Raw genomic sequence first — 18450 nt, forward strand, 5'->3', positions numbered from 1 at the left:
CTTAAGAACGACATGGCAAGCATCTCTCCCGACCTGATCGCCCGCCGCATTCGCCAGGGCAGCGGCCAGGAACCGCCGGATCTGGTCGTCCGCGACGTCCGGCTGTTCGATCTGGTGACCGGCGCGCTGATCGACACCGACATCGCTCTCTGCGGCGACACCATCGTCGGCACGCTGGACCGGTACGACGGCCCCAATGTGCTCGACGGGCGCGGCCGCATCGTCGTCCCCGGCTTCATCGACACCCATCTGCATGTCGAATCCTCGCTGGTCACACCCTTCGAATTCGAACGCTGCGTGCTCCCGCACGGCGTCACGACCGCGATCTGCGATCCGCACGAAATGGCAAACGTACTGGGCGTCCCGGCACTGCGCTATTTCCTCGACGCCGCCAGCCGCATGGTGATGGACCTGCGGGTCAATCTGTCCAGCTGCGTCCCCTCCTCGCCGGTCGAAACCTCGGGCGCCGTCCTGATGGCGGACGACCTGACGCCATTGATGAACCACCCCAAGGTCATCGGCCTGGCGGAATTCATGAACATGCCCGGCGTACTGTCCGGCGCGCCCGACTGCATGGACAAGCTGGCCGCCTTCGCCGGCCGCCATATCGACGGACACGCGCCGCTGATGCGCGGCAAGAAGCTGAACGGCTACCTGTCGGGCGGCATCTCGACCGATCACGAGGCCACCCGCGCCGACGAGGCCCTGGAGAAGATCCGCAAGGGCATGACGGTGCTGATCCGCGAAGGCTCGGTCTGCAAGGACCTGGCGGCGCTCGCCCCGCTGCTGACGGTCGAAACCTCGCCGTTCCTCGCCTTCTGCACCGACGACCGCAATCCGCTGGAAATCGCGCATGAAGGCCATATCGACTTCCTGATCCGCAGCGCCATCGCGCGCGGCGTGCCCCCATTGGCCGCCTACCGCGCCGCCAGCCTGACGGCGGCACGCGCCTTCGGGCTGACCGATCGCGGCATGCTGGCACCGGGCAAACGTGCCGACATCGTCTTCCTCGACGATCTGGAACACTGCACGGTCTCCGACGTGCTGGCCGGCGGCCGGCCGATCGGGCCGGCGCTAGACCAGCGCCAGCCCATCGCCGCCCCCGGGCGCAACAGCGTCATCCTGCACCGGCCGGCAACGGCCGAGGATTTCGCGGTGCCCGGCAGCGGCACCGCCCGCCCGGTGATGGGCATCATCCCCGGCCAGATCATCACCGAGTTCCTGACCCTCGACCTGCCAGAGGCCAACGGCCAGACCCTCCCCGACATCCCCCGCGACATCGCCAAGGTCGCGGTCGTGGCGCGGCACGGGCTGAACGGCAATATCGGCCGGGGCTTCGTACGCGGCTTCGGGCTGCGCGGCGGGGCACTGGCATCCTCGGTCGGGCATGACGCGCATAATATCTGCGTCGTCGGCGTCAACGATGCGGACATGGCAAGGGCGGTCAACCGCCTGGCCGAAATCGGCGGCGGCTTCGTGATCGTCGAGAACCGAGCAATCCGCGCCGAATTGCCCCTGCCGATCGCCGGCCTGATGAGCGACGCACCTTTCGAGACCGTGCGCGCGCAACTGGAAATCCTGCGCGCCGCAACGCGAGACATGGGCGTGACGCTGGCAGAACCGTTCCTGCAACTGGCCTTCCTGCCCCTGCCGGTGGTGCCGCACCTGAAAATCACCGATCACGGGCTGGTCGATGTCGGCCGGATGACAGTCATCGGCTGAATCCAAAGCAGGCCCGGCTACCCCACCATCGGCGGCTCGCGCGAAGTTGACGCCGCCCGGCAGTCCCTGTTTTCGGGGGACTGCCGGGACCTGCCGCGCCGTCCGGCCATCCCCTGCCCCGAAAAACGCGCACAGGGCTTGCCAGCACCGCCATTTTTCAAACAGCCTCCGACGACCATGTTCTGACCCCTCGATCGGACGCCCTCATGCCCTTTGCTCCGGCGGATGCCGGCACGTTCATCACCCGCGCCAGCCCGGCCTATCGACGCGCCGGACTGGCCCTGTTCCTGGCGGGTTTCGCCACCTTCTCGCTGCTCTATTGCGTGCAGCCGCTGCTGCCGGCCTTCTCCAGCCAGTTCGCCATCGGTGCTGCCAGCAGTTCGCTCTCCCTCTCGCTCTCCACCAGCGCGCTCGCCATCGCCATCCTGCTCGCCGCCGCCCTGTCCGAGCGCATCGGCCGGCGCGAGATCATGACCCTGTCCATGATCCTGTCGGCGCTGCTGAACATCGTCGCCGCCTGCGCACCGGTCTGGCCGGCCCTGCTGGCGGCCCGCATGGCCGAGGGCTTCGTGCTGGGCGGTGTGCCGGCAGTGGCGATGACCTACCTGGCCGAGGAGATCCATCCCGGCGAGCTGGGCCTGGCCATGGGCCTGTATGTCGCCGGCACCGCCTTCGGCGGCATGATCGGCCGGGTCGGCACCGGCATCCTGACCGACGCACTGTCCTGGCGCGCCGCCATGACCATCATCGGCGTGGCCGGACTGCTCGCCGCACTCGGCTTCCTGGCGCTGCTGCCGCCCTCGCGCAATTTCGTCCCCCGGCCGGGGCTGAGCGCCCGCCACCATGCCGAGGCCTGGACACGTCACCTGCGGGACCCGGCGCTGCCGGCACTCTACGCCATCGGCTTCACGGTGATGGGCACGTTCGTCACCATCTTCAACTATGCCGGCTACCGGCTGATGGCCCCGCCCTACAATCTGGACCAGACCAGGCTGGGCCTGATCTTTTCGGTCTATGTGTTCGGCATCGTGTCCTCGTCGGTCGCGGGCGCGCTGTCCGACCGCATGGGCCGCGGGCACGTGCTCACGGCCGGCATCCTCATCATGGCCGTCGGCATCGTGCTGACCCTGGCGCATGCCCTGCCAATCATCTTCCTCGGCATCGTATTCCTCACGATCGGCTTCTTCACCGCCCACGCCATCGCCAGCGGCTGGGTGGGGCGCCTGGCGCGCACCGACCGCGGGCATGCGACCTCGCTCTATCTGCTGGCCTATTATCTGGGCTCCAGCATCGCCGGGTCGGTCGGCGGCTGGTGGTGGTCCGGCCTGGGATGGAACGGGGTCGCCAGCTTCACGCTCCTGCTGCTGGGCGCGGCACTGGCCGCCGCCGCATGGCTGCGCCGGCTAGCCCGGTCCTGACGAGGAGAAACCAATGACAGCCTATGTTGCCCTGCTGCGGGCGGTAAATGTCGGCGGCACCGGAAAACTGCCGATGACCACCCTGGCCGAACTCTGCACGGCGGCCGGGCTCGCACGCGTGCAAACCTATATCGCCAGCGGCAACGTCGTCTTCCACAGCGACAGGCCCGAAGAACATGTGCGGACAGCACTCGAGGACCGGCTACAGGATTATTGCGGCAAGCGCGTGGGCGTAATCGTCCGAACCGCGTCCGAGATCGCGGATATCGTGGCACGCAACCCGTTCCGCGACATGCCGGGCAATCGCGTCATGGCCCTGTTCGTCGACACCCCCCTGCCGGCCGATCCCATGGAGGGTGTCACGGGCATGAAAGACGAACAGATCCGCCTGGGACCACGCGCATTGTTCGTCTTCTACCCCAACGGCATGGCGACAACCCGCCTGCGCATCCCCAGCGAAAAGACCGGAACCGCACGCAACATGAACACGGTCGCCAGACTGGCGGAGATGGCGGCCGCCCTCGGATAAAGGCCGCGCGCCAGTCCTTACGCGGACTCGGCGTTCCGCACTCTCAGAGCAAACAACGCCACCAGATAGACCAGAAGCCCGCCCACCGACAGCAGGGCCCCACCCATGCCAAGCGCGCCATAGCCGAATTGATGGGCCAGCAGCACGCTGCCCAGCACGGCGCCGAGCGCGTTCGCGATATTGAACGCGGAATGGTTGAGCGACGCGGCCAGGGTCTGCGCGTTGCCGGCAAAATCCATCAATCGCGTCTGCAATGCCGGCCCCAGCGCATTGAAGAAGGTCGGCACCAGAAAGACATCGGCCATCAGGCCGATGCGGCTGTGCAGGACAAACGGCAGGACCAGCATGGTGGCAATACTGCCGACCAGCGCAACGAGCACGGCCGCATTCAGGTTGCGGTCGACAATCCAGGCCCCGACATTCGCACCCGCCAGCATGCCCGCGCCCCAGACCACCATATAGACCATGACCATCCATTCCGGGACCTGCGTCACATTATGCAGGATGCTGGTCAGGAAGGTGTAGAGCGTGAACATGCCGCCAAAGCCGATGGCCGCCGTCAGCAGCGTCAGCAGCACCTGCGCATTGGCCAGCCCCTGCAATTCCCCCAGCGGCGTCACGGCACGATCGGGCTTGTCCGCCGGAATATACCGCAACACGCCCAGCAGGGTCACGGCACCGGCCAGCCCGATCACGGCATAGGCCACCCGCCAGCCAAGATGATCGGCGGCAAAGGTCGAGAACGGCGCGCCGATCAGCGTGGCGATCGCAATGCCCGACAGCACCCGGCCAACCGCCCAGCCCCGCCGCGAGCGATCGACCATCGAGGCACCGATCAGCGCGGAAATCCCGAACAACGCGCCATGCGGCAAGCCGGCGATAAAGCGTGCGCCATCGACCAGCAGCGGGGTCGGCATCAGGATGCACAGAAAATTCCCGCAGCAGAAAAAGGCAAACAGCGCCAGCAGAAGCTCCCGGCGTGACAGGCGGGCACCGAGAATGGTGAAGAGCGGCGCGCCGACCACCACCCCCAGCGCATAGGCCGTAATGGCATAGCCGGCCTGGGATTCCGACACATGGAGCGACGAGGCGAACTGGGGCAGCATCCCCATGATCGCAAACTCGCCGGTCCCGACAACGAATGTGCCGAATGTCAGCGTCAGGAAGGCCAGGGCCGTTCCATGCGGCGGCGGGATGCGGGCAATACCGTGCCCGTCCGGAATCATCTCTGTCGACATCGGATCAGTCCAGGATTCTGGTCTATTTTACGAAACGGCAGCCAGGGCGAAATCCGCGCTGTCCATATGGAACAGCGCGGCGGTCCTGGCCTTCTTGTTGCACACGTCGATGCAGCCGGGCGCGAGTCCATCCATGCGCAGGAAGGCAACCGGGTACGCCGCCGCGTCCACAATGGACACGCACACAACGACGCCCAGCACCCGTTCAGTGCCCGATATCCGGCAGCCCGTCATCCGCTTCATCCATCAGCGACAGGTCCGGCGCAGCCACGGCGCTGCGCACCCCCCATGCGCAGAACAGCAGCGAGACCCCCGCCACCACGATCAGGTCCCACCCATAGGGAATCCACCCATGCCCGCCGAATTGCGGGCTGCCGGCATAGGACAGCGCCGCGATCGTCGGCAGATAGACCATGAACCAGATGGCATGCCGCGCCGCCGCGCGATGCTGCGCCCAGCTATCCTGGCGGCGGCACCACAGATAGAGCGGCAGAAGCAGCAGCATCAGCAGGATGATATCCCCGCTCAGCGGCCAGCGCGCCCAGTACAGCAGCAGCGACGAGAACATGAAGGCCAGCGCCCCGGTCACCCGCATCACCGGCACCCGCACCGGACGCGGCCGATCGGCCAGCGTGCCCCGCAGCGCCAGCGCCGAAATCGGCAGCATCAGGTACGAAATCACGGTGCAGACCGAAATCACCGCCGCCAGGATGCCCCAGCCGCGAAAGCAGAACAGGAAGATATAGGCCGCCCCCAGATTGAACCACAGCGCCGGGCGCGGCACCCCATATTCCGGATGGATCGCCCCCAGCAGGTCGGGCAGCGTGCCGTTGCGCTGCATGCCCAGCGTCATGCGCGTGCTGGACGCCAGATGCGTCGCCCCGGCCCCGCTGGGTGCCAGGAACGCATCGAAATACAGCAGCACCGCCACCCAGTTCAGGTTGAAGGCAATGGCCAGTTGCGCAAAGGGCGAGGAAAAGGACAGGGTCGCCCATCCCCCCGCACCCGGCCGCACCGCCCCCAGATAGGCGCATTGCAGCAGCAGATAGATCACGGTCGCCGTCGCCACCGACCCGATCACGGCAAACGGAATGCTGCGGCCCGGATTGCGGGCCTCCCCCGCCAGGTTCAGCGGGCTCTGGAACCCGTTGAAGGCGAAGACGATGCCCGAGGTCGCCACCGCCGTCAGCACGCCGGACAGGCCATAGGGCATGAAGCCCCCCGTCTCCGCACCGGTCAGGTTGCCGCCATGGAAGCTGCTGGCCATCAGCAGCACCGCCGTCGTCGCCGGCACGATCAGCTTGAAGACCGTGATGGCGGAATTGAACCGGGCAAAGAACCGCACGCCCCAGAAATTGAGCAGGAAATAGACCACCACAAGCACGGCGGCAGCCGCCAGTCCGCCCGGCGACAGCACCCCGTCATGATACATCCCCCGCGCCCAGGAGAACGGCCAGGAACTCATATACTGCACCGACGCCTCGGCCTCGACCGGCACGACGCTGACGATCGACAGCCAGTTCGCCCCGGCGGCCATGAAGCCGACCAGCGGCCCGTGCGTCAGGTTGGCGTAACGGACCATGCCGCCCGCCACCGGAAACATGCCGCCCAGTTCGGTCGCCATGGCGGCGATGACCAGCGCAATGAACGCCCCCAGCAGCCAGGCCAGGATGGCGGCCGGGCCGGCGGTGGAAGCCGCCCGCTCGGCCCCGAACAGCCACCCCGACCCGATCATGGCGCTCAGCCCGGTGAACATCAGTTGCCAGGGTCCAAGGGCACGATTCAGGCGGGACGACACGTTGGGCAAACTCCGGAACGAAGGGATGGGCGAGCGAATCGCGCGCGAAGCGCCCAACCAACCTCGTTCCGTGCCCGGATGCAACAGGCTCCGTTCAACCCGCGCGCATCGCCCGCGCCGCCGCGACCATGCTGGCGATCGCCGGCCAGACCTCGGGCCATTTGCGGGTCTTCAGCCCGCAATCCGGATTCACCCAGATCTGCCGCGCGTCCAGCCGCCGGGCTGCGGCCTTCAGCAGCGCCACCATCTCGTCCACCGAGGGTTCCCGCGGCGAATGGATGTCATACACACCCGGCCCGATCTCCGCCGGATAGCGATGGCCGACAAAGGCATCCAGCAGTTCCATCTTCGACCGCGCGGTCTCGATCGAAATCACATCGGCATCCATCGCCGCAATGGCGGCGATGATGTCATTGAATTCCGAATAGCACATGTGGGTATGGATCTGCGTCACATCGGCCACGCCGGACGAGGCGATGCGGAAACTCGCGACCGCCCAGTCCAGATAGGCCTGCCAGTCGCGCCGCCGCAGCGGCAGCCCCTCGCGCAGCGCGGCCTCGTCGATCTGGATGATCGCAGCCCCCGCCCGCTCCAGATCCACCACCTCGTCACGGATGGCATAGGCGATCTGGCGGCAGGTGGTCTCGCGCGGCTGGTCGTCGCGCACGAACGACCAGTTCAGGATCGTCACCGGTCCGGTCAGCATGCCCTTCATCGGCCGCGCCGTCAGCGACTGGGCATAGTCCCACCATCCAACGGTCATCGGCTCGGGCCGCGCGACGTCGCCATAGATGATCGGCGGCCGCACGCAGCGCGAACCATAGGACTGGACCCACCCATGCCTGGTGAACACGAAGCCCGACAGATGCTCACCGAAATACTGCACCATGTCGTTGCGTTCGAACTCGCCATGCACCAGCACGTCCAGCCCCATCTCTTCCTGCCAGCGGACGGCAGCGGCAATCTCCTCCTTCAGGAAGGCCTCATACGCGTCGCCGGCCAGCGCGCCCCTTGCCTGCGCGGCGCGCGCCTGACGCACTTCCGGCGTCTGCGGGAACGAGCCGATCGTCGTGGTCGGGAAAGGCGGCAGGTCCAGCATCGCACGCTGCGCGGCCTGCCGCACAGGGAACGGCGTGGCGCGGCCCGCCTGCCCGCTTCCGCCAGCGACGCGCGCCTGGACAGCCGGGCTGTTGATACGCGGCGAGGTCCGGCGCGACGCAACGGCGGCCGAGGCGGCATCCAGTTCCCCGCGCACCGACTCCACACCCGTGTTCAACGCCCGGGCCAGAATCGCCAGTTCCCCGATCTTCTGCACCGCAAAGGCCAGCCAGGAGCGCACGTCTTCGTCCAGCGCGGTCTCGCGGTCCAGATCCAGCGGGCTGTGCAGCAGCGAGCAGGACGGCGCAAGCTGGAGCGTCCGGCCCGAGCGCACAGCCGGCGCAATCCTCTCCAGGATCGCATGCAGGTCGGCCCGCCACACATTCCGCCCATCGATCACGCCCAGCGACAGCACCAGGTCGGGCCGCGCCCCATCCAGCACGGGCTGCAACTGCCCGGGCGCCCGCACCAGGTCGATATGCAGCCCGTCGACCGGCAGCGCCAGCGCGGTCGCCAGATTGTCGCCCAGATCGCCGAAATAGGTCGTCAGCATCAGGCGCGTACCGTCCAGCGCCGCATGAAGCTGGGCGTAGGCCTGCGCATAGGCGGCACGCGCCGCATCGTTCAGGTCCAGCACCAGACAGGGCTCGTCGATCTGCACCCAGCCGGCGCCGGCATCGGCCAGGGCGCGCAGCACGGCGACATAGACCGGCAGCAGGCGCGGCAGCAGCGTCAGCGGATCGAAATCGCCACCACGCGCCTTGCCCAGCAACAGGTAGCTGACCGGCCCCAGCAGCACCGGCCGCGTCTCGATCCCCTGGGCGCGGGCCTCGTTATACTCATCGACCGGCTTGGTCGAGGACAGGCGGAACACCTGATCGGCAGAAAATTCGGGCACCAGATAATGGTAGTTGGTGTCGAACCATTTTGTCATTTCCGCCGCCGGCACACCACCCGCCGCATGCGCGGCATGGCCATGGGCACAGGCGGCCTCGCCCTGCGTGCCGCGCGCCATGGCGAAATAGGTCGCGCTGTCGATCGGCCCGCCGGCCCAGCCATAGACCGGCGGAATCGCCCCCACCATCGCGCTGGTATCCAGCACATGGTCGTAGAGCGAGAAATCGTTGGACGGAATCACATCCGCCCCCCGGTCGCGCTGCCAGGCCCAGTTGCCGGCGCGCAGCCGGGCCGCTGCGGCCAGCAGCGACGCGGCATCGCTCCGCCCGGCCCAATGCTGCTCCAGTTCGGTCTTCAGTTCGCGGCGGGGGCCGATGCGGGGGAACCCCAGGGTAGCGACGGTAACGCTCATGACTGCCTCGTCTGGTTGGGCGGTGCCGTCGGGACAGGTGCGCACGCGCGCTCACGCCGGCCCAGGGGCCGGCGCGGCATCATCCACGCCCCATCCGGACACCCCGCCGGAGGATCTTTGTGGCCATGGCAGGTCTCCTGGCTCGCGAGTCCGCGCATCGCCGGTCCGGCCTTCCCGGGGCGCAAACCCCAGTGACGCGAATGGACCGATGCTCGCCGCTTACAGTTGCGGGGGCAGCGCCGGCATCACACCGGCTTCCCTCTTCGCCGCGCCCCAACGGGACGCGGAACCATGACGTGCCGGATTAAGGCACCCGCTCGCACAACAGTCAATATAATTTGCACATATAAGGATATCATTATATGCTCTCGCCGCGCCGATGCATGACCAGGACCGTACAAAATGTCAGGGAAATGGTCCCGCCGTCGGCGCGGGTCGCGATGAGGTAGCGCACTCAATCGCGTGAAGACGCTCTTCAAAGCAGGACGGGAGAGCATGCCGCGCCTCGTCGGGCGCGTCACACCATCTTCTCTTGCTCTGCAAATCTCCAAAAGGCGCCAGCGGATTTCGGATCCGGAATATCAGCCTGGAGTCGAGGCTGATATCCCCATCGCGGGGCAAAACGCCCCGCTGCGAACAATAAGCCGGAGAAAACTTATTTGAGGGCCTGCAGAGCCGTCGTGACAGCTTCCTTGGCCAGATTGGCATCGGTCTCGCCCTCGCCGCCGCTCAGGCCCAGCGCACCGATCATCTTGTTGCCGATGGTGATCGGATATCCGCCGCCGGCAGGCAGCGTATCCGGCAGGGTGCCGATCATGTAATTGCCGCCATTCAGGGCATGCTCCATGTCCGCCGACGGACGTGCATAGTTCACGGAGGTCTTGGCCTTCATGATCGCCAGCTTCATGCTGCCGAGCTGCGTGCCGTCCATTTTCTCGAGTGCGACCAGATTGCCGCCCTCATCGACGATCGCAATGGCGACATGCGCATGGATCGCATCGGCGGCCTGCTTCGCACGCTCGATGAAGGCAAGCGAGGTCTTGAGATCCATGGTGCGCTCATGCGCCAGCGCCGCACGCGGAAACACCGCCCCGGCCACCAGCAGGCAGGACGCGGCCACCGCGCAGCGCATCGCCGCACGCCGCACGCGCCCCCCTTCGGTCGAGGAGAAGGACAGGCCGGAGAATAGAATCATGATGTCGTCACCTTTGCATGGATCGTCTCGGAACGATCAAGGAAGGACCACCTGTTTTCCATAACGGTTCAGGCGTGGCCCATTGTGGGCCACGCCTGCGGAGCGTCAAGAGACGATCAGAAATTCGTCGTGAACTGACCACCCAGGATGGCAATATCCTTGAACGTCGTCGTGGCGCCCGGATGCTGCATATACTGGAAATCGGCCATCAGGTTGGTCGCCGGCGCCAGATTGATGCTGTAGAAAGCCTCGTAGGCATTTTCCCAGTTCTGAATACCGTAGACCGGGCCCCACTGGTTCGACATAAACGGAAGACCGAGCGCCAGGGACGATTCCTGCTGGAGGCTGACGGTACGGCTCATGTCGTAATGCTGGAACATGATGCCCATCGCATCGTTCGGACGATGCCACGGCGTGCCGCTTTCCACGAAACCGACCCATTCGCGATCGCGCATCGCAACCAGGTTGCCCTGCGCATAGCCCGCACCGCCTTCGATGATCAGGCCGTTGGTCAGGCCCTCTCCGTTACGGACCAGCATCTGGTTGAACATGAACCATGCGACGCTCATGCCGGCTTCATAGCGGCGCGGCTGACCGGTCGCCTGGAAGGAATTGCCGTGAATATCCTCATACAGGTTCGGATAGCGCGAATTGTCGTACCAATAGCCGATCTTGTAGTTGCCGCGCAGCTTGTGCTTGCCGAACTCGGGCATCCAGCCGATTTCGACCTGCGAGGTGACCTTGTCCATGCCGTCCTGCGCAATCGCCCATCCCGAAATACCGCCGTTATAGGCATGCGGGCTGACAAGGAAGATACCACCCTCGATATAAGTCTGCTGCGTCGGCCGGATCTTCAGCACGCCGCCCACATTCCCCGACGGCCAGTCACGACCACCCGGATTGTATTTTCCCGGCGCCCAGTTGCTGCACACCGAGACGTTCATGAAAAAGCACGCCGTATAATCATACGAGAAGAAGCTGCCGGTCGGAATGTCGCCCACCGACACGATGACGCGCTTGTTGAAAAAGCTCTTGTCCGCATACATCTCGACAAGATGGGCCACGACGTTGCCGCGCGCGCCGTAGATCTGTTCCGGATTCGTCACCGAATCGCCGGAATTGAGGCTGAAGCTGCGGCCATGCCCGTTGATGACGAGCATATGGGTCCAGAGCCCCTCCACGCCGGCCAGGCGCTGCCAGTCGATATCCAGCTCTCCCGCGACCTGACCCGCCAGCACGTTCGACCGGGTCTTGCCGCCGGTGATATTGCCGACATATTCCTCGTTCAGGGCCAGGTTCAGGAAAACGCCGTGCTTGAGCAGCCACGGCTGAATGCCGTACCAGTCACCAAACAGATGCGGCGCTCCCGCAAGGGTCGGAATGACGGGGCCGATCGTGAATCCGCCCACATCATCCAGCGGATACGCCGTCGGCTGGTAAGCCTTGGACGAGACCGCGCCGTATTCGACCGCCTCGCCCTTGCTGGTTGCCGACGGGGGATTATTGCTGCTTGACGATTGGGCATGACCGTCGCCGGCATGAAGGCTGCATACCAAAATAAAAAACGCTACAAACCGTCCAACACTTTTCACAAAGTGGCGCGACCGGTGACATTCACAGTGTCCGATCATCGGAGTCCTATTGGGAATATGGCGAAACTTTTTCTCTATGAAACGCTTCGTCTCGTTTATGGCCGGGAAAGGGGCATCAGGTCATCTTTCATTTTTGAAAAGGCATATGATTATAAAGAAATAAAACGCAATCGGCCATGATTGCTCTTTAATCATCATATGCCCGCGCGGGCCCTGCGATGGCCGTCATGGGTCCAGGCCGAACCTGCCCCAAACCCACACAGATCCATATTTCCAAAACAGCCTTGCGTAAAGTTTTTTTCACAAAGCGGCGCGCGAATGCCATCCGTGAATACAAATTAGAAAACGTTTTCCCATTAAAAAAAATTTTAGTTTCCGGATAAAATCGCGACTCAAGCCATCCCACCGTCTATTTTTTGATCAATTTTTCAAATTTTGCAGTAATTCTGTATAAAAACTATATACATATACTGATATTAAGAAATTTCTTACGGATTTTTATAACATTATTCTAATAATATGCGCCAAAATCAAAGAATGGAGCCATCTATTATTTATAATCATACCCACATCAACTCATTCCCATCATGTTATAACATTTTTATTTTCGTCTTTGATTATTAATTTTCTGAAAGTCAGGAATCTGTTGGAAATTACTCTCGTGTTCAAAAAAACGTTATCTCTTCTTGCTCCTCCGCTCACCATATCAATCCATTGCGTTCCGATATTTCGGCGATTATGGATTGCCATCCGTCAATGATGCTTCAGATCTCAAGGACATCGGAAACATAGTTCGTACGCCTTGATATTTGCACAATCCATACCTTTGAACTCGTCTGGGAAAAACATGGGAAATTCCGATAAAGCGCGGGGGGAGCCTGTGCGCGGCCATATGTCCCGCCGCCATATGCTGATGGTCTCCGCCGCGTCGGCATTTGGCCTGCTCCTGCCGTCCTTCCAGCCCGGCACGGCCGAGGCAGCAACCGGTGCCACCGTAGACGAAGCCGCTGATTTCATCAGCTTTTCCCGTTTCGCGACCGGACACAGCGCGCTGGACCCGCTGGTCGGCCAATCGCTGCTGGGCGCCCTGGGTGCACAGAGCGCGCTCTTTCCGGCTCAACTCGCGGCACTGGTCAAGACGGTCGCCGACAACAAGCCGGCCGATGTCGAGGCGCTTGAGGAATCCCTGCGTGGCACACCGCTGCACGACACGCTGCTGCACATCATCCGGGCCTGGTATTCCGGCGTGATCGAGGACGGCACCAACGCCCGCGTCTATGCTTTTGAAAATGCCCTGATGTATCAGCCTGCGCGCGATGTCGTGGTCATCCCGACCTATGCGCATAACGGACCGAACTACTGGGTCGCCGAACCTGCTCCCGTTGAGCAAATGCCGCAATTCTGACCGGGGCGTATCATGAAAAATTCCGTATCGAACTCCCGGAGACTCCTCCGCAGCCTCTGGCTGGCCGCCCCGCTGGTCCTGACGGGGCATGCGATCGCGCATGCCGACACGTCCATGAGCCGTGGCCATTATCTTGCCGTCGCCGCCGACTGCGCCGCCTGCCACACCAACGGCCATGAGGGCGCGGAACTGGCCGGCGGCTATGCCATCGCCTCGCCGATGGGCGCGATCTATTCGACGAACATCACGCCGTCCAAGACCTATGGCATCGGCAATTACACGCTCGAGCAATTCTCGCGCGCGATCCGCCACGGCGTGCGCGCCGATGGCGCCGAACTCTATCCGGCCATGCCCTATGGATCGTACAGCCAGCTGACGGACGAAGACGTCGCGGCGCTATATGATTACCTGATGCACGAGGTCAAGCCGGTCGACCAGCCAGCGCCGAAGACCAACCTTCCCTTCCCCTTCTCGATCCGTGCCTCGCTGTGGGGCTGGAAGCTGCTGAGCGGCGTCGAGGGCAAGCCCTTCGTGCCCGACGCCACGCACGATGCGGCATGGAACCGCGGCAAATATCTGGTGGATACGCTGGCCCATTGCGGCGAATGCCACACACCGCGCAACATCATGATGGCGCCGAAATCCTCGGCCTATCTCGCCGGCGGCGATCTCGGCTCCTGGCGGGCGCCCAACGTCACCAGCGACAAGGTTGCGGGTATCGGCGGCTGGTCCGATCAGGAACTGCAGGACTATCTGCGGACGGGCAAATCCGCGCATGCGCGCGCCGCGGGCCCGATGGCCGAAGCGGTGGAACATAGCTTCCAGTACCTGACGCCGACCGACCTGGCCGCGATGGTCGCCTATCTCAAGACCGTACCGGCGATTGCCGAGCCCGGCCAGAACACCGCGAACTTCGCCCATGACGGCAAGGCGGCGCTCTTCGACTACGCCGCCGCCAATGCGCGCCGCAATGACAGCACCCTCAAAGGCATGACCGAAGGAAACGTGCTGTACGAGGAAGTCTGCGCAAGCTGCCACCAGTCGAACGGCAAGGGATCGGCCGACGGATATTACCCCTCCCTGATCGGCAACACGACGACGGGCCAGCTCAACCCGGCCGACCTGGTCGCCAGCATCCTGTTCGGTGTCGACCGCACGGTCGACGGCCATCAGACCCTGATGCCGAACTTCGGTCCCCAATCGCTGGTACAGCGCCTGGACGACCAGCAGGTCGCGGCAATCGCCAATTACGTGACGGGTCATTTCGGCAGCGGGCAGGCGACCGTCACCGCCGAAAGCGTCGCCACCATTCGCGCCGGCGGCCCCAAGCCCGCCATCGCGCAGCTTTCCGAACCGCGCGTTCTCGCGGTCCTCGGCATTGTCGGCCTGATCATTCTGGGCGCTCTCGCCCTGGCGCTTCGTTTTATCCTCAAGTCCAGACGCGCCGCGTAAGCCGCCGGAAAACAGGAGAGATTCACTCATGGCTCAAGAAACGCTGACGGCGGACGTCGTCATCGCCGGTGCCGGCATCTGCGGCTCCATGCTGGCGCACAAGCTCGCGCGCAACGGCGTGTCCGTCATCCTGCTCGATGCCGGCCCCTATCGCGACCGCGACCAGATCGTCGAGAACTGGCGGAACATGCCGCCGAACAACAAGTCGGAATATGATTACGCGACGCCCTACCCGTCGGTTCCGTGGGCGCCGCACACCAATTATTTCCCCGATAACGGCTACCTGATCGTCAAGGGCCCCGATGCCAGCGCCTATCGCCAGGGCATCATCAAGGGTGTCGGCGGCACCACCTGGCACTGGGCGGCGTCCAGCTGGCGCTACCTGCCCAACGATTTCCGCCTGAAATCGGCCTACGGCGTCGGCCGCGACTATGCGCTCAGCTATGATGAGCTCGAAGCCTATTACTACGCCGCGGAATGCGAAATGGGCGTCAAGGGCCCCAACGGGCAGGAGATCATCCCCTCCGCGCCGCGGAAGAATCCGTGGCCGATGGACTCCATGCCGTACGGGCCGGGCGACCGCGTCTTCACGGACATCGTCAAGCCGCTCGGCTATGACAACACGCCGGTGCCCCAGGCACGCAACAGCCGTCCCTATGACGACCGTCCCCAGTGCTGCGGCAACAATAACTGCATGCCCATCTGCCCGATCGGCGCCATGTATAATGGCATCTATTCGGCACTGAAGGCCGAACGGGCCGGCGCGCGGATCATCCCCAACGCCGTCGTCTATTCGATCGAGACCGACGCGAAGAACAAGATCGTCGCGATGAACTACTACGATCCGGACAAGGGATCGCATCGCGTCGTTGCCAAGACCTTCGTCATCGCGGCCAATGGTATCGAGACGCCGAAACTGCTGCTGCTCGCCGCCAACGATCGCAACCCGAACGGCATCGCCAACTCGTCCGACCAGGTCGGCCGCAACATGATGGACCATCCGGGCATCGGCATGAGCTTCCAGGCGGCCGAGCCCGTCTGGGCCGGCGGCGGCTCGGTACAGATGAGCTCGATCACCAATTTCCGCGACGGTCCGTTCCGTTCGGACTATGCCGCCATCCAGATCGGCTACAACAACACCGCCCAGAATTCCCGCGCCGGGATGAAGGCGCTGTCCATGGGCCTGGTCGGCCGGAAACTGGACGAGGAAATCCGTCGCCGCACGGCGCATGGCGTGGATATCTATGCCAACCACGAAGTCCTGCCGAACCCGGACAATCGCCTGGTCCTGTCCAAGGACCGTCGTGACGCGCTGGGCATTCCGCATCCGGAAGTCACCTACGATGTCGGCGAATATGTCCGCAAATCCGCCGTCCTCTCGCGCCAGCACCTGACCAGGATCGCCCAGGCGATGGGCGGCACGGAAATCGAGATGTCGTCGTTCTTCACGCCGAACAACCACATCACCGGCGGGACGATCATGGGGCATGATCCCAAGGATTCCGTCGTCGACAGCTGGCTGCGCACCCACGACCATCCCAACCTGTTCCTGGCAACAGGTGCGACGATGGCGGCTTCCGGCACGGTCAACTCCACCCTGACCATGGCCGCGCTGTCGCTGCGTGCCGGCGACGCGATCCTCGCCGATCTCAAGCACGGCTGAGTCTGTTCAACATCCTGACATGATGAGGTGCCCTCACCTCATCATGCACCACGACTCCAGACACGCGGCCGCCGGACATACCGTCCGGCGGCCGCGTCGCTATTGGAGATCACGAACGACCATGTTCATGAAGCGATATAATTTGCATATATAAAGATATCATTATATTTGGTCTTCATGACCAGCCCCCTCACCCTGTTCCAGGCCCTGGCCGACCCGACGCGCCTGCGCATCCTGGCACTGCTGCGCGCCATGGAACTCTCGATCGGCGAAATCGCGCAGGTGCTGGGCCAGAGCCAACCCCGCGTCTCGCGCCATGTGAAGATCCTGGTCAGCGCCGGGCTGGCAGACCGCCGCAAGGAAGGGAGCTGGGTCTTCCTGACCCTCGGCGCGCCCGGCATCGTGGCCCCGGCGCTGAAGGCGATCGATTGCTGGTGCCCCCAGGGTGACGGCGAACAGCAGGCCGACCTCGCCCGGCTGAAGGCGGTGCGCGCCGTCCGCGCCACGGCCGCCGAGGATTATTTCGAAACCCACGCCGCCAACTGGGACGCGCTGCGCTCGCTCCACGTGGCCGAACGCGATGTCGAGGCCGCGATCGAACGCCTGCTGGCGCCCGAACCGATCGGGCGCATGGTCGATATCGGCACCGGCACCGGCCGGATGATGGAATTGCTGGGCCGGCAGGCCGCCAGCGCCATCGGCTTCGACCGCAGTCCGGCCATGCTGCGCCTGGCACGCACCAAGCTGGCACAACCGGGATCGGACCACGCCGAATTGCGGCAGGGCGACATGTATGCCCTGCCCCTACCCGATGGCGCGGCCGATTTCGCGATCATGCACCAGGTCCTGCATTACGCGCAGCATCCCGCCGCCGCGATTGCCGAGGCCGCGCGCGTGCTGGCACCGGACGGCCGCCTGCTGATCGTGGATTTCGCACCGCACGATCGTGAGGATCTGCGCGAGCGCGACGCCCATGTCCGCCTCGGCTTCACGGACCAGCAGATGGCGGACTGGTTCGCCGCCGCCGGCCTGGCCAGCGCACCCCCGATCCATCTGGATGGCGAACTCACCGTCAAATTGTGGCTGGGCCGCCGCATGGCCACCTCGGCCGCCTGATCCGCCTCTTTCCTTTTTCCGCTTCCAAGGAACCGGCCTCATGTCCCTGCCCCAGCCCCCCGGCCCCGGGCTCTCGTTCGAATTCTTCCCGCCCAAGACGCCGAAGATGGCCGAGGCGCTGCGGCAGACCGCATCGGTCCTGGCCCCGCTCGGCCCGCGCTTCATCTCCGTCACCTACGGCGCCGGCGGCTCGACCCGCGACCGCACGCTGCAGACGGTCGCCGAACTGGTGCGCGAGACCAACGTGCCGGTCGCGGGCCACCTGACCTGCGTCGACGCCACCCGCGCCGAGGTCGACGCCGTCGCCCGCGCCTATTGGGACGCAGGCGTGCGCCATATCGTGGCCCTGCGGGGCGACCCGTCCGAACCCGGCGCCCCCTTCGTCGCCCATCCCGACGGCTATGCCGGGGCGGTGGAACTGGTCGCGGGCCTGCGTCGCATCGCGCCGTTCGAAATCTCGGTCGCCGCCTATCCGGAAACCCACCCCGCCGCCATCAGCCCGGCCGCCGATCTGGACCATCTCAAGGCCAAGATCGACGCCGGCGCCACCCGCGCCCTCACCCAGTTCTTCTTCGAGGCCGAAACCTTCCTGCGCTTCCGCGACCGTGCCACGGCCGCCGGCATCACGACCGAGATCGTGCCGGGCATCCTGCCGGTCGCCAACATCGCCCAGGCCTATCGCTTCGCCGAGATGTGCGGCGCCCACGTGCCCGACTGGATGCGCCGCCTGTTCGACGGGCTGGACGACCATCCCGGCGCGCGCGCCATGGTCACCACCGCCGTCACGGCGGAACTGTGCCGCCAATTGCGCGATCACGGCGTGACCGACCTGCATGTCTACACGCTGAACCGCCCCGACGCCGCACTGGCCCTGCATCGCCTGCTGCATTCCGGCGGCACGTCCTGACAGGCGGC

At 64.6% G+C, this 18450-nt stretch carries 14 protein-coding genes and 1 riboswitch; of the genes, 8 read left to right on the forward strand and 6 right to left on the reverse strand.

Annotated elements, in window-relative coordinates:
- Positions 1-12 precede the first annotated feature (12 nt).
- The 3 genes from ade to HLH29_RS00985 all read left to right on the forward strand — a co-directional run bounded on the left by ade (position 13) and on the right by HLH29_RS00985 (position 3669).
- Complete coding sequence (gene ade, locus HLH29_RS00975; protein WP_182964132.1) at positions 13-1722, forward strand: adenine deaminase; 1710 nt, start codon at positions 13-15, stop codon at positions 1720-1722.
- Positions 1723-1928: 206 nt separating this feature from the next.
- Positions 1929-3140, forward strand: a complete 1212-nt coding sequence (locus HLH29_RS00980) for an MFS transporter (RefSeq protein ID WP_182964133.1) — start codon at positions 1929-1931, stop codon at positions 3138-3140.
- 13 nt (positions 3141-3153) lie between these two features.
- Positions 3154-3669 (forward strand): DUF1697 domain-containing protein, encoded by a 516-nt coding sequence (locus HLH29_RS00985; protein ID WP_182964134.1) that lies wholly within the window; start codon positions 3154-3156, stop codon positions 3667-3669.
- A 17-nt stretch (positions 3670-3686) separates the two neighbouring features.
- Here the strand turns inward: HLH29_RS00985 and HLH29_RS00990 are convergent, their stop codons facing one another.
- From HLH29_RS00990 to HLH29_RS01015, 6 genes are all read right to left on the reverse strand, one after another.
- Positions 3687-4907 (reverse strand): MFS transporter, encoded by a 1221-nt coding sequence (locus tag HLH29_RS00990; RefSeq protein WP_182964135.1) that lies wholly within the window; start codon positions 4905-4907, stop codon positions 3687-3689.
- A 27-nt stretch (positions 4908-4934) separates the two neighbouring features.
- Complete coding sequence (locus HLH29_RS00995; RefSeq protein WP_408871929.1) at positions 4935-5141, reverse strand: heme-binding protein; 207 nt, start codon at positions 5139-5141, stop codon at positions 4935-4937.
- Complete coding sequence (locus HLH29_RS01000) at positions 5113-6705, reverse strand: amino acid permease (RefSeq protein ID WP_182964137.1); 1593 nt, start codon at positions 6703-6705, stop codon at positions 5113-5115. Before HLH29_RS01000 ends, HLH29_RS00995 begins: the two co-directional genes overlap by 29 nt.
- 94 nt (positions 6706-6799) lie before the next feature.
- Entirely contained in the window at positions 6800-9112 is a 2313-nt protein-coding gene (metE, locus tag HLH29_RS01005; protein WP_182964138.1) for a 5-methyltetrahydropteroyltriglutamate--homocysteine S-methyltransferase, read from the reverse strand.
- Positions 9113-9222: 110 nt separating this feature from the next.
- Positions 9223-9421: riboswitch (cobalamin riboswitch) on the reverse strand.
- Positions 9422-9767: 346 nt separating this feature from the next.
- Positions 9768-10307, reverse strand: coding sequence for a GlcG/HbpS family heme-binding protein (locus HLH29_RS01010; RefSeq protein ID WP_246373542.1), 540 nt, complete (start codon positions 10305-10307; stop codon positions 9768-9770).
- A 116-nt stretch (positions 10308-10423) separates the two neighbouring features.
- On the reverse strand, positions 10424-11863 hold the full coding sequence (locus HLH29_RS01015; protein ID WP_246373544.1) for a carbohydrate porin: 1440 nt from the start codon (positions 11861-11863) through the stop codon (positions 10424-10426).
- Positions 11864-12791: 928 nt separating this feature from the next.
- On the opposite strand from HLH29_RS01015, the gene HLH29_RS01020 reads away from it, so the two are divergent.
- The 5 genes from HLH29_RS01020 (at position 12792) to metF (ending at position 18442) form a co-directional block, all read left to right on the forward strand.
- Complete coding sequence (locus HLH29_RS01020; protein ID WP_182964140.1) at positions 12792-13304, forward strand: sugar dehydrogenase complex small subunit; 513 nt, start codon at positions 12792-12794, stop codon at positions 13302-13304.
- 12 nt (positions 13305-13316) lie between these two features.
- On the forward strand, positions 13317-14756 hold the full coding sequence (locus HLH29_RS01025; protein WP_182964141.1) for a cytochrome c: 1440 nt from the start codon (positions 13317-13319) through the stop codon (positions 14754-14756).
- 28 nt (positions 14757-14784) lie between these two features.
- Entirely contained in the window at positions 14785-16419 is a 1635-nt protein-coding gene (locus tag HLH29_RS01030; RefSeq protein ID WP_182964142.1) for a GMC family oxidoreductase, read from the forward strand.
- Between the two features lie 177 nt (positions 16420-16596).
- Positions 16597-17535 carry an ArsR/SmtB family transcription factor gene (locus HLH29_RS01035; RefSeq protein WP_182964143.1) on the forward strand — a complete coding sequence of 313 codons (939 nt, stop codon included), beginning with the start codon at positions 16597-16599 and terminating at the stop codon, positions 17533-17535.
- A gap of 40 nt (positions 17536-17575) precedes the next feature.
- A complete protein-coding gene (metF, locus tag HLH29_RS01040; RefSeq protein ID WP_182964144.1) occupies positions 17576-18442 on the forward strand; it encodes a methylenetetrahydrofolate reductase [NAD(P)H] in 867 nt (288 codons plus the stop codon).
- Positions 18443-18450: the final 8 nt, after the last annotated feature.

Origin of the sequence: Gluconacetobacter tumulicola (assembly GCF_014174215.1) — a bacterium.
In the GTDB taxonomy this organism is placed as follows: Bacteria; Pseudomonadota; Alphaproteobacteria; order Acetobacterales; family Acetobacteraceae; genus Gluconacetobacter; species Gluconacetobacter tumulicola.

Bases quoted from the DNA above. Each gene is read 5' to 3' on its own strand.
- ade (WP_182964132.1), top strand. From the start codon at position 13: ATGGCAAGCATCTCTCCCGACCTGATCGCCCGCCGCATTCGCCAGGGC.
- HLH29_RS00980 (WP_182964133.1), top strand. From the start codon at position 1,929: ATGCCCTTTGCTCCGGCGGATGCCGGCACGTTCATCACCCGCGCCAGC.
- HLH29_RS00985 (WP_182964134.1), top strand. From the start codon at position 3,154: ATGACAGCCTATGTTGCCCTGCTGCGGGCGGTAAATGTCGGCGGCACC.
- HLH29_RS00990 (WP_182964135.1), bottom strand. From the start codon at position 4,907: ATGTCGACAGAGATGATTCCGGACGGGCACGGTATTGCCCGCATCCCG.
- HLH29_RS00995 (WP_408871929.1), bottom strand. From the start codon at position 5,141: ATGACGGGCTGCCGGATATCGGGCACTGAACGGGTGCTGGGCGTCGTT.
- metE (WP_182964138.1), bottom strand. From the start codon at position 9,112: ATGAGCGTTACCGTCGCTACCCTGGGGTTCCCCCGCATCGGCCCCCGC.
- HLH29_RS01010 (WP_246373542.1), bottom strand. From the start codon at position 10,307: ATGATTCTATTCTCCGGCCTGTCCTTCTCCTCGACCGAAGGGGGGCGC.
- HLH29_RS01020 (WP_182964140.1), top strand. From the start codon at position 12,792: ATGTCCCGCCGCCATATGCTGATGGTCTCCGCCGCGTCGGCATTTGGC.
- HLH29_RS01025 (WP_182964141.1), top strand. From the start codon at position 13,317: ATGAAAAATTCCGTATCGAACTCCCGGAGACTCCTCCGCAGCCTCTGG.
- HLH29_RS01030 (WP_182964142.1), top strand. From the start codon at position 14,785: ATGGCTCAAGAAACGCTGACGGCGGACGTCGTCATCGCCGGTGCCGGC.
- HLH29_RS01035 (WP_182964143.1), top strand. From the start codon at position 16,597: ATGACCAGCCCCCTCACCCTGTTCCAGGCCCTGGCCGACCCGACGCGC.
- metF (WP_182964144.1), top strand. From the start codon at position 17,576: ATGTCCCTGCCCCAGCCCCCCGGCCCCGGGCTCTCGTTCGAATTCTTC.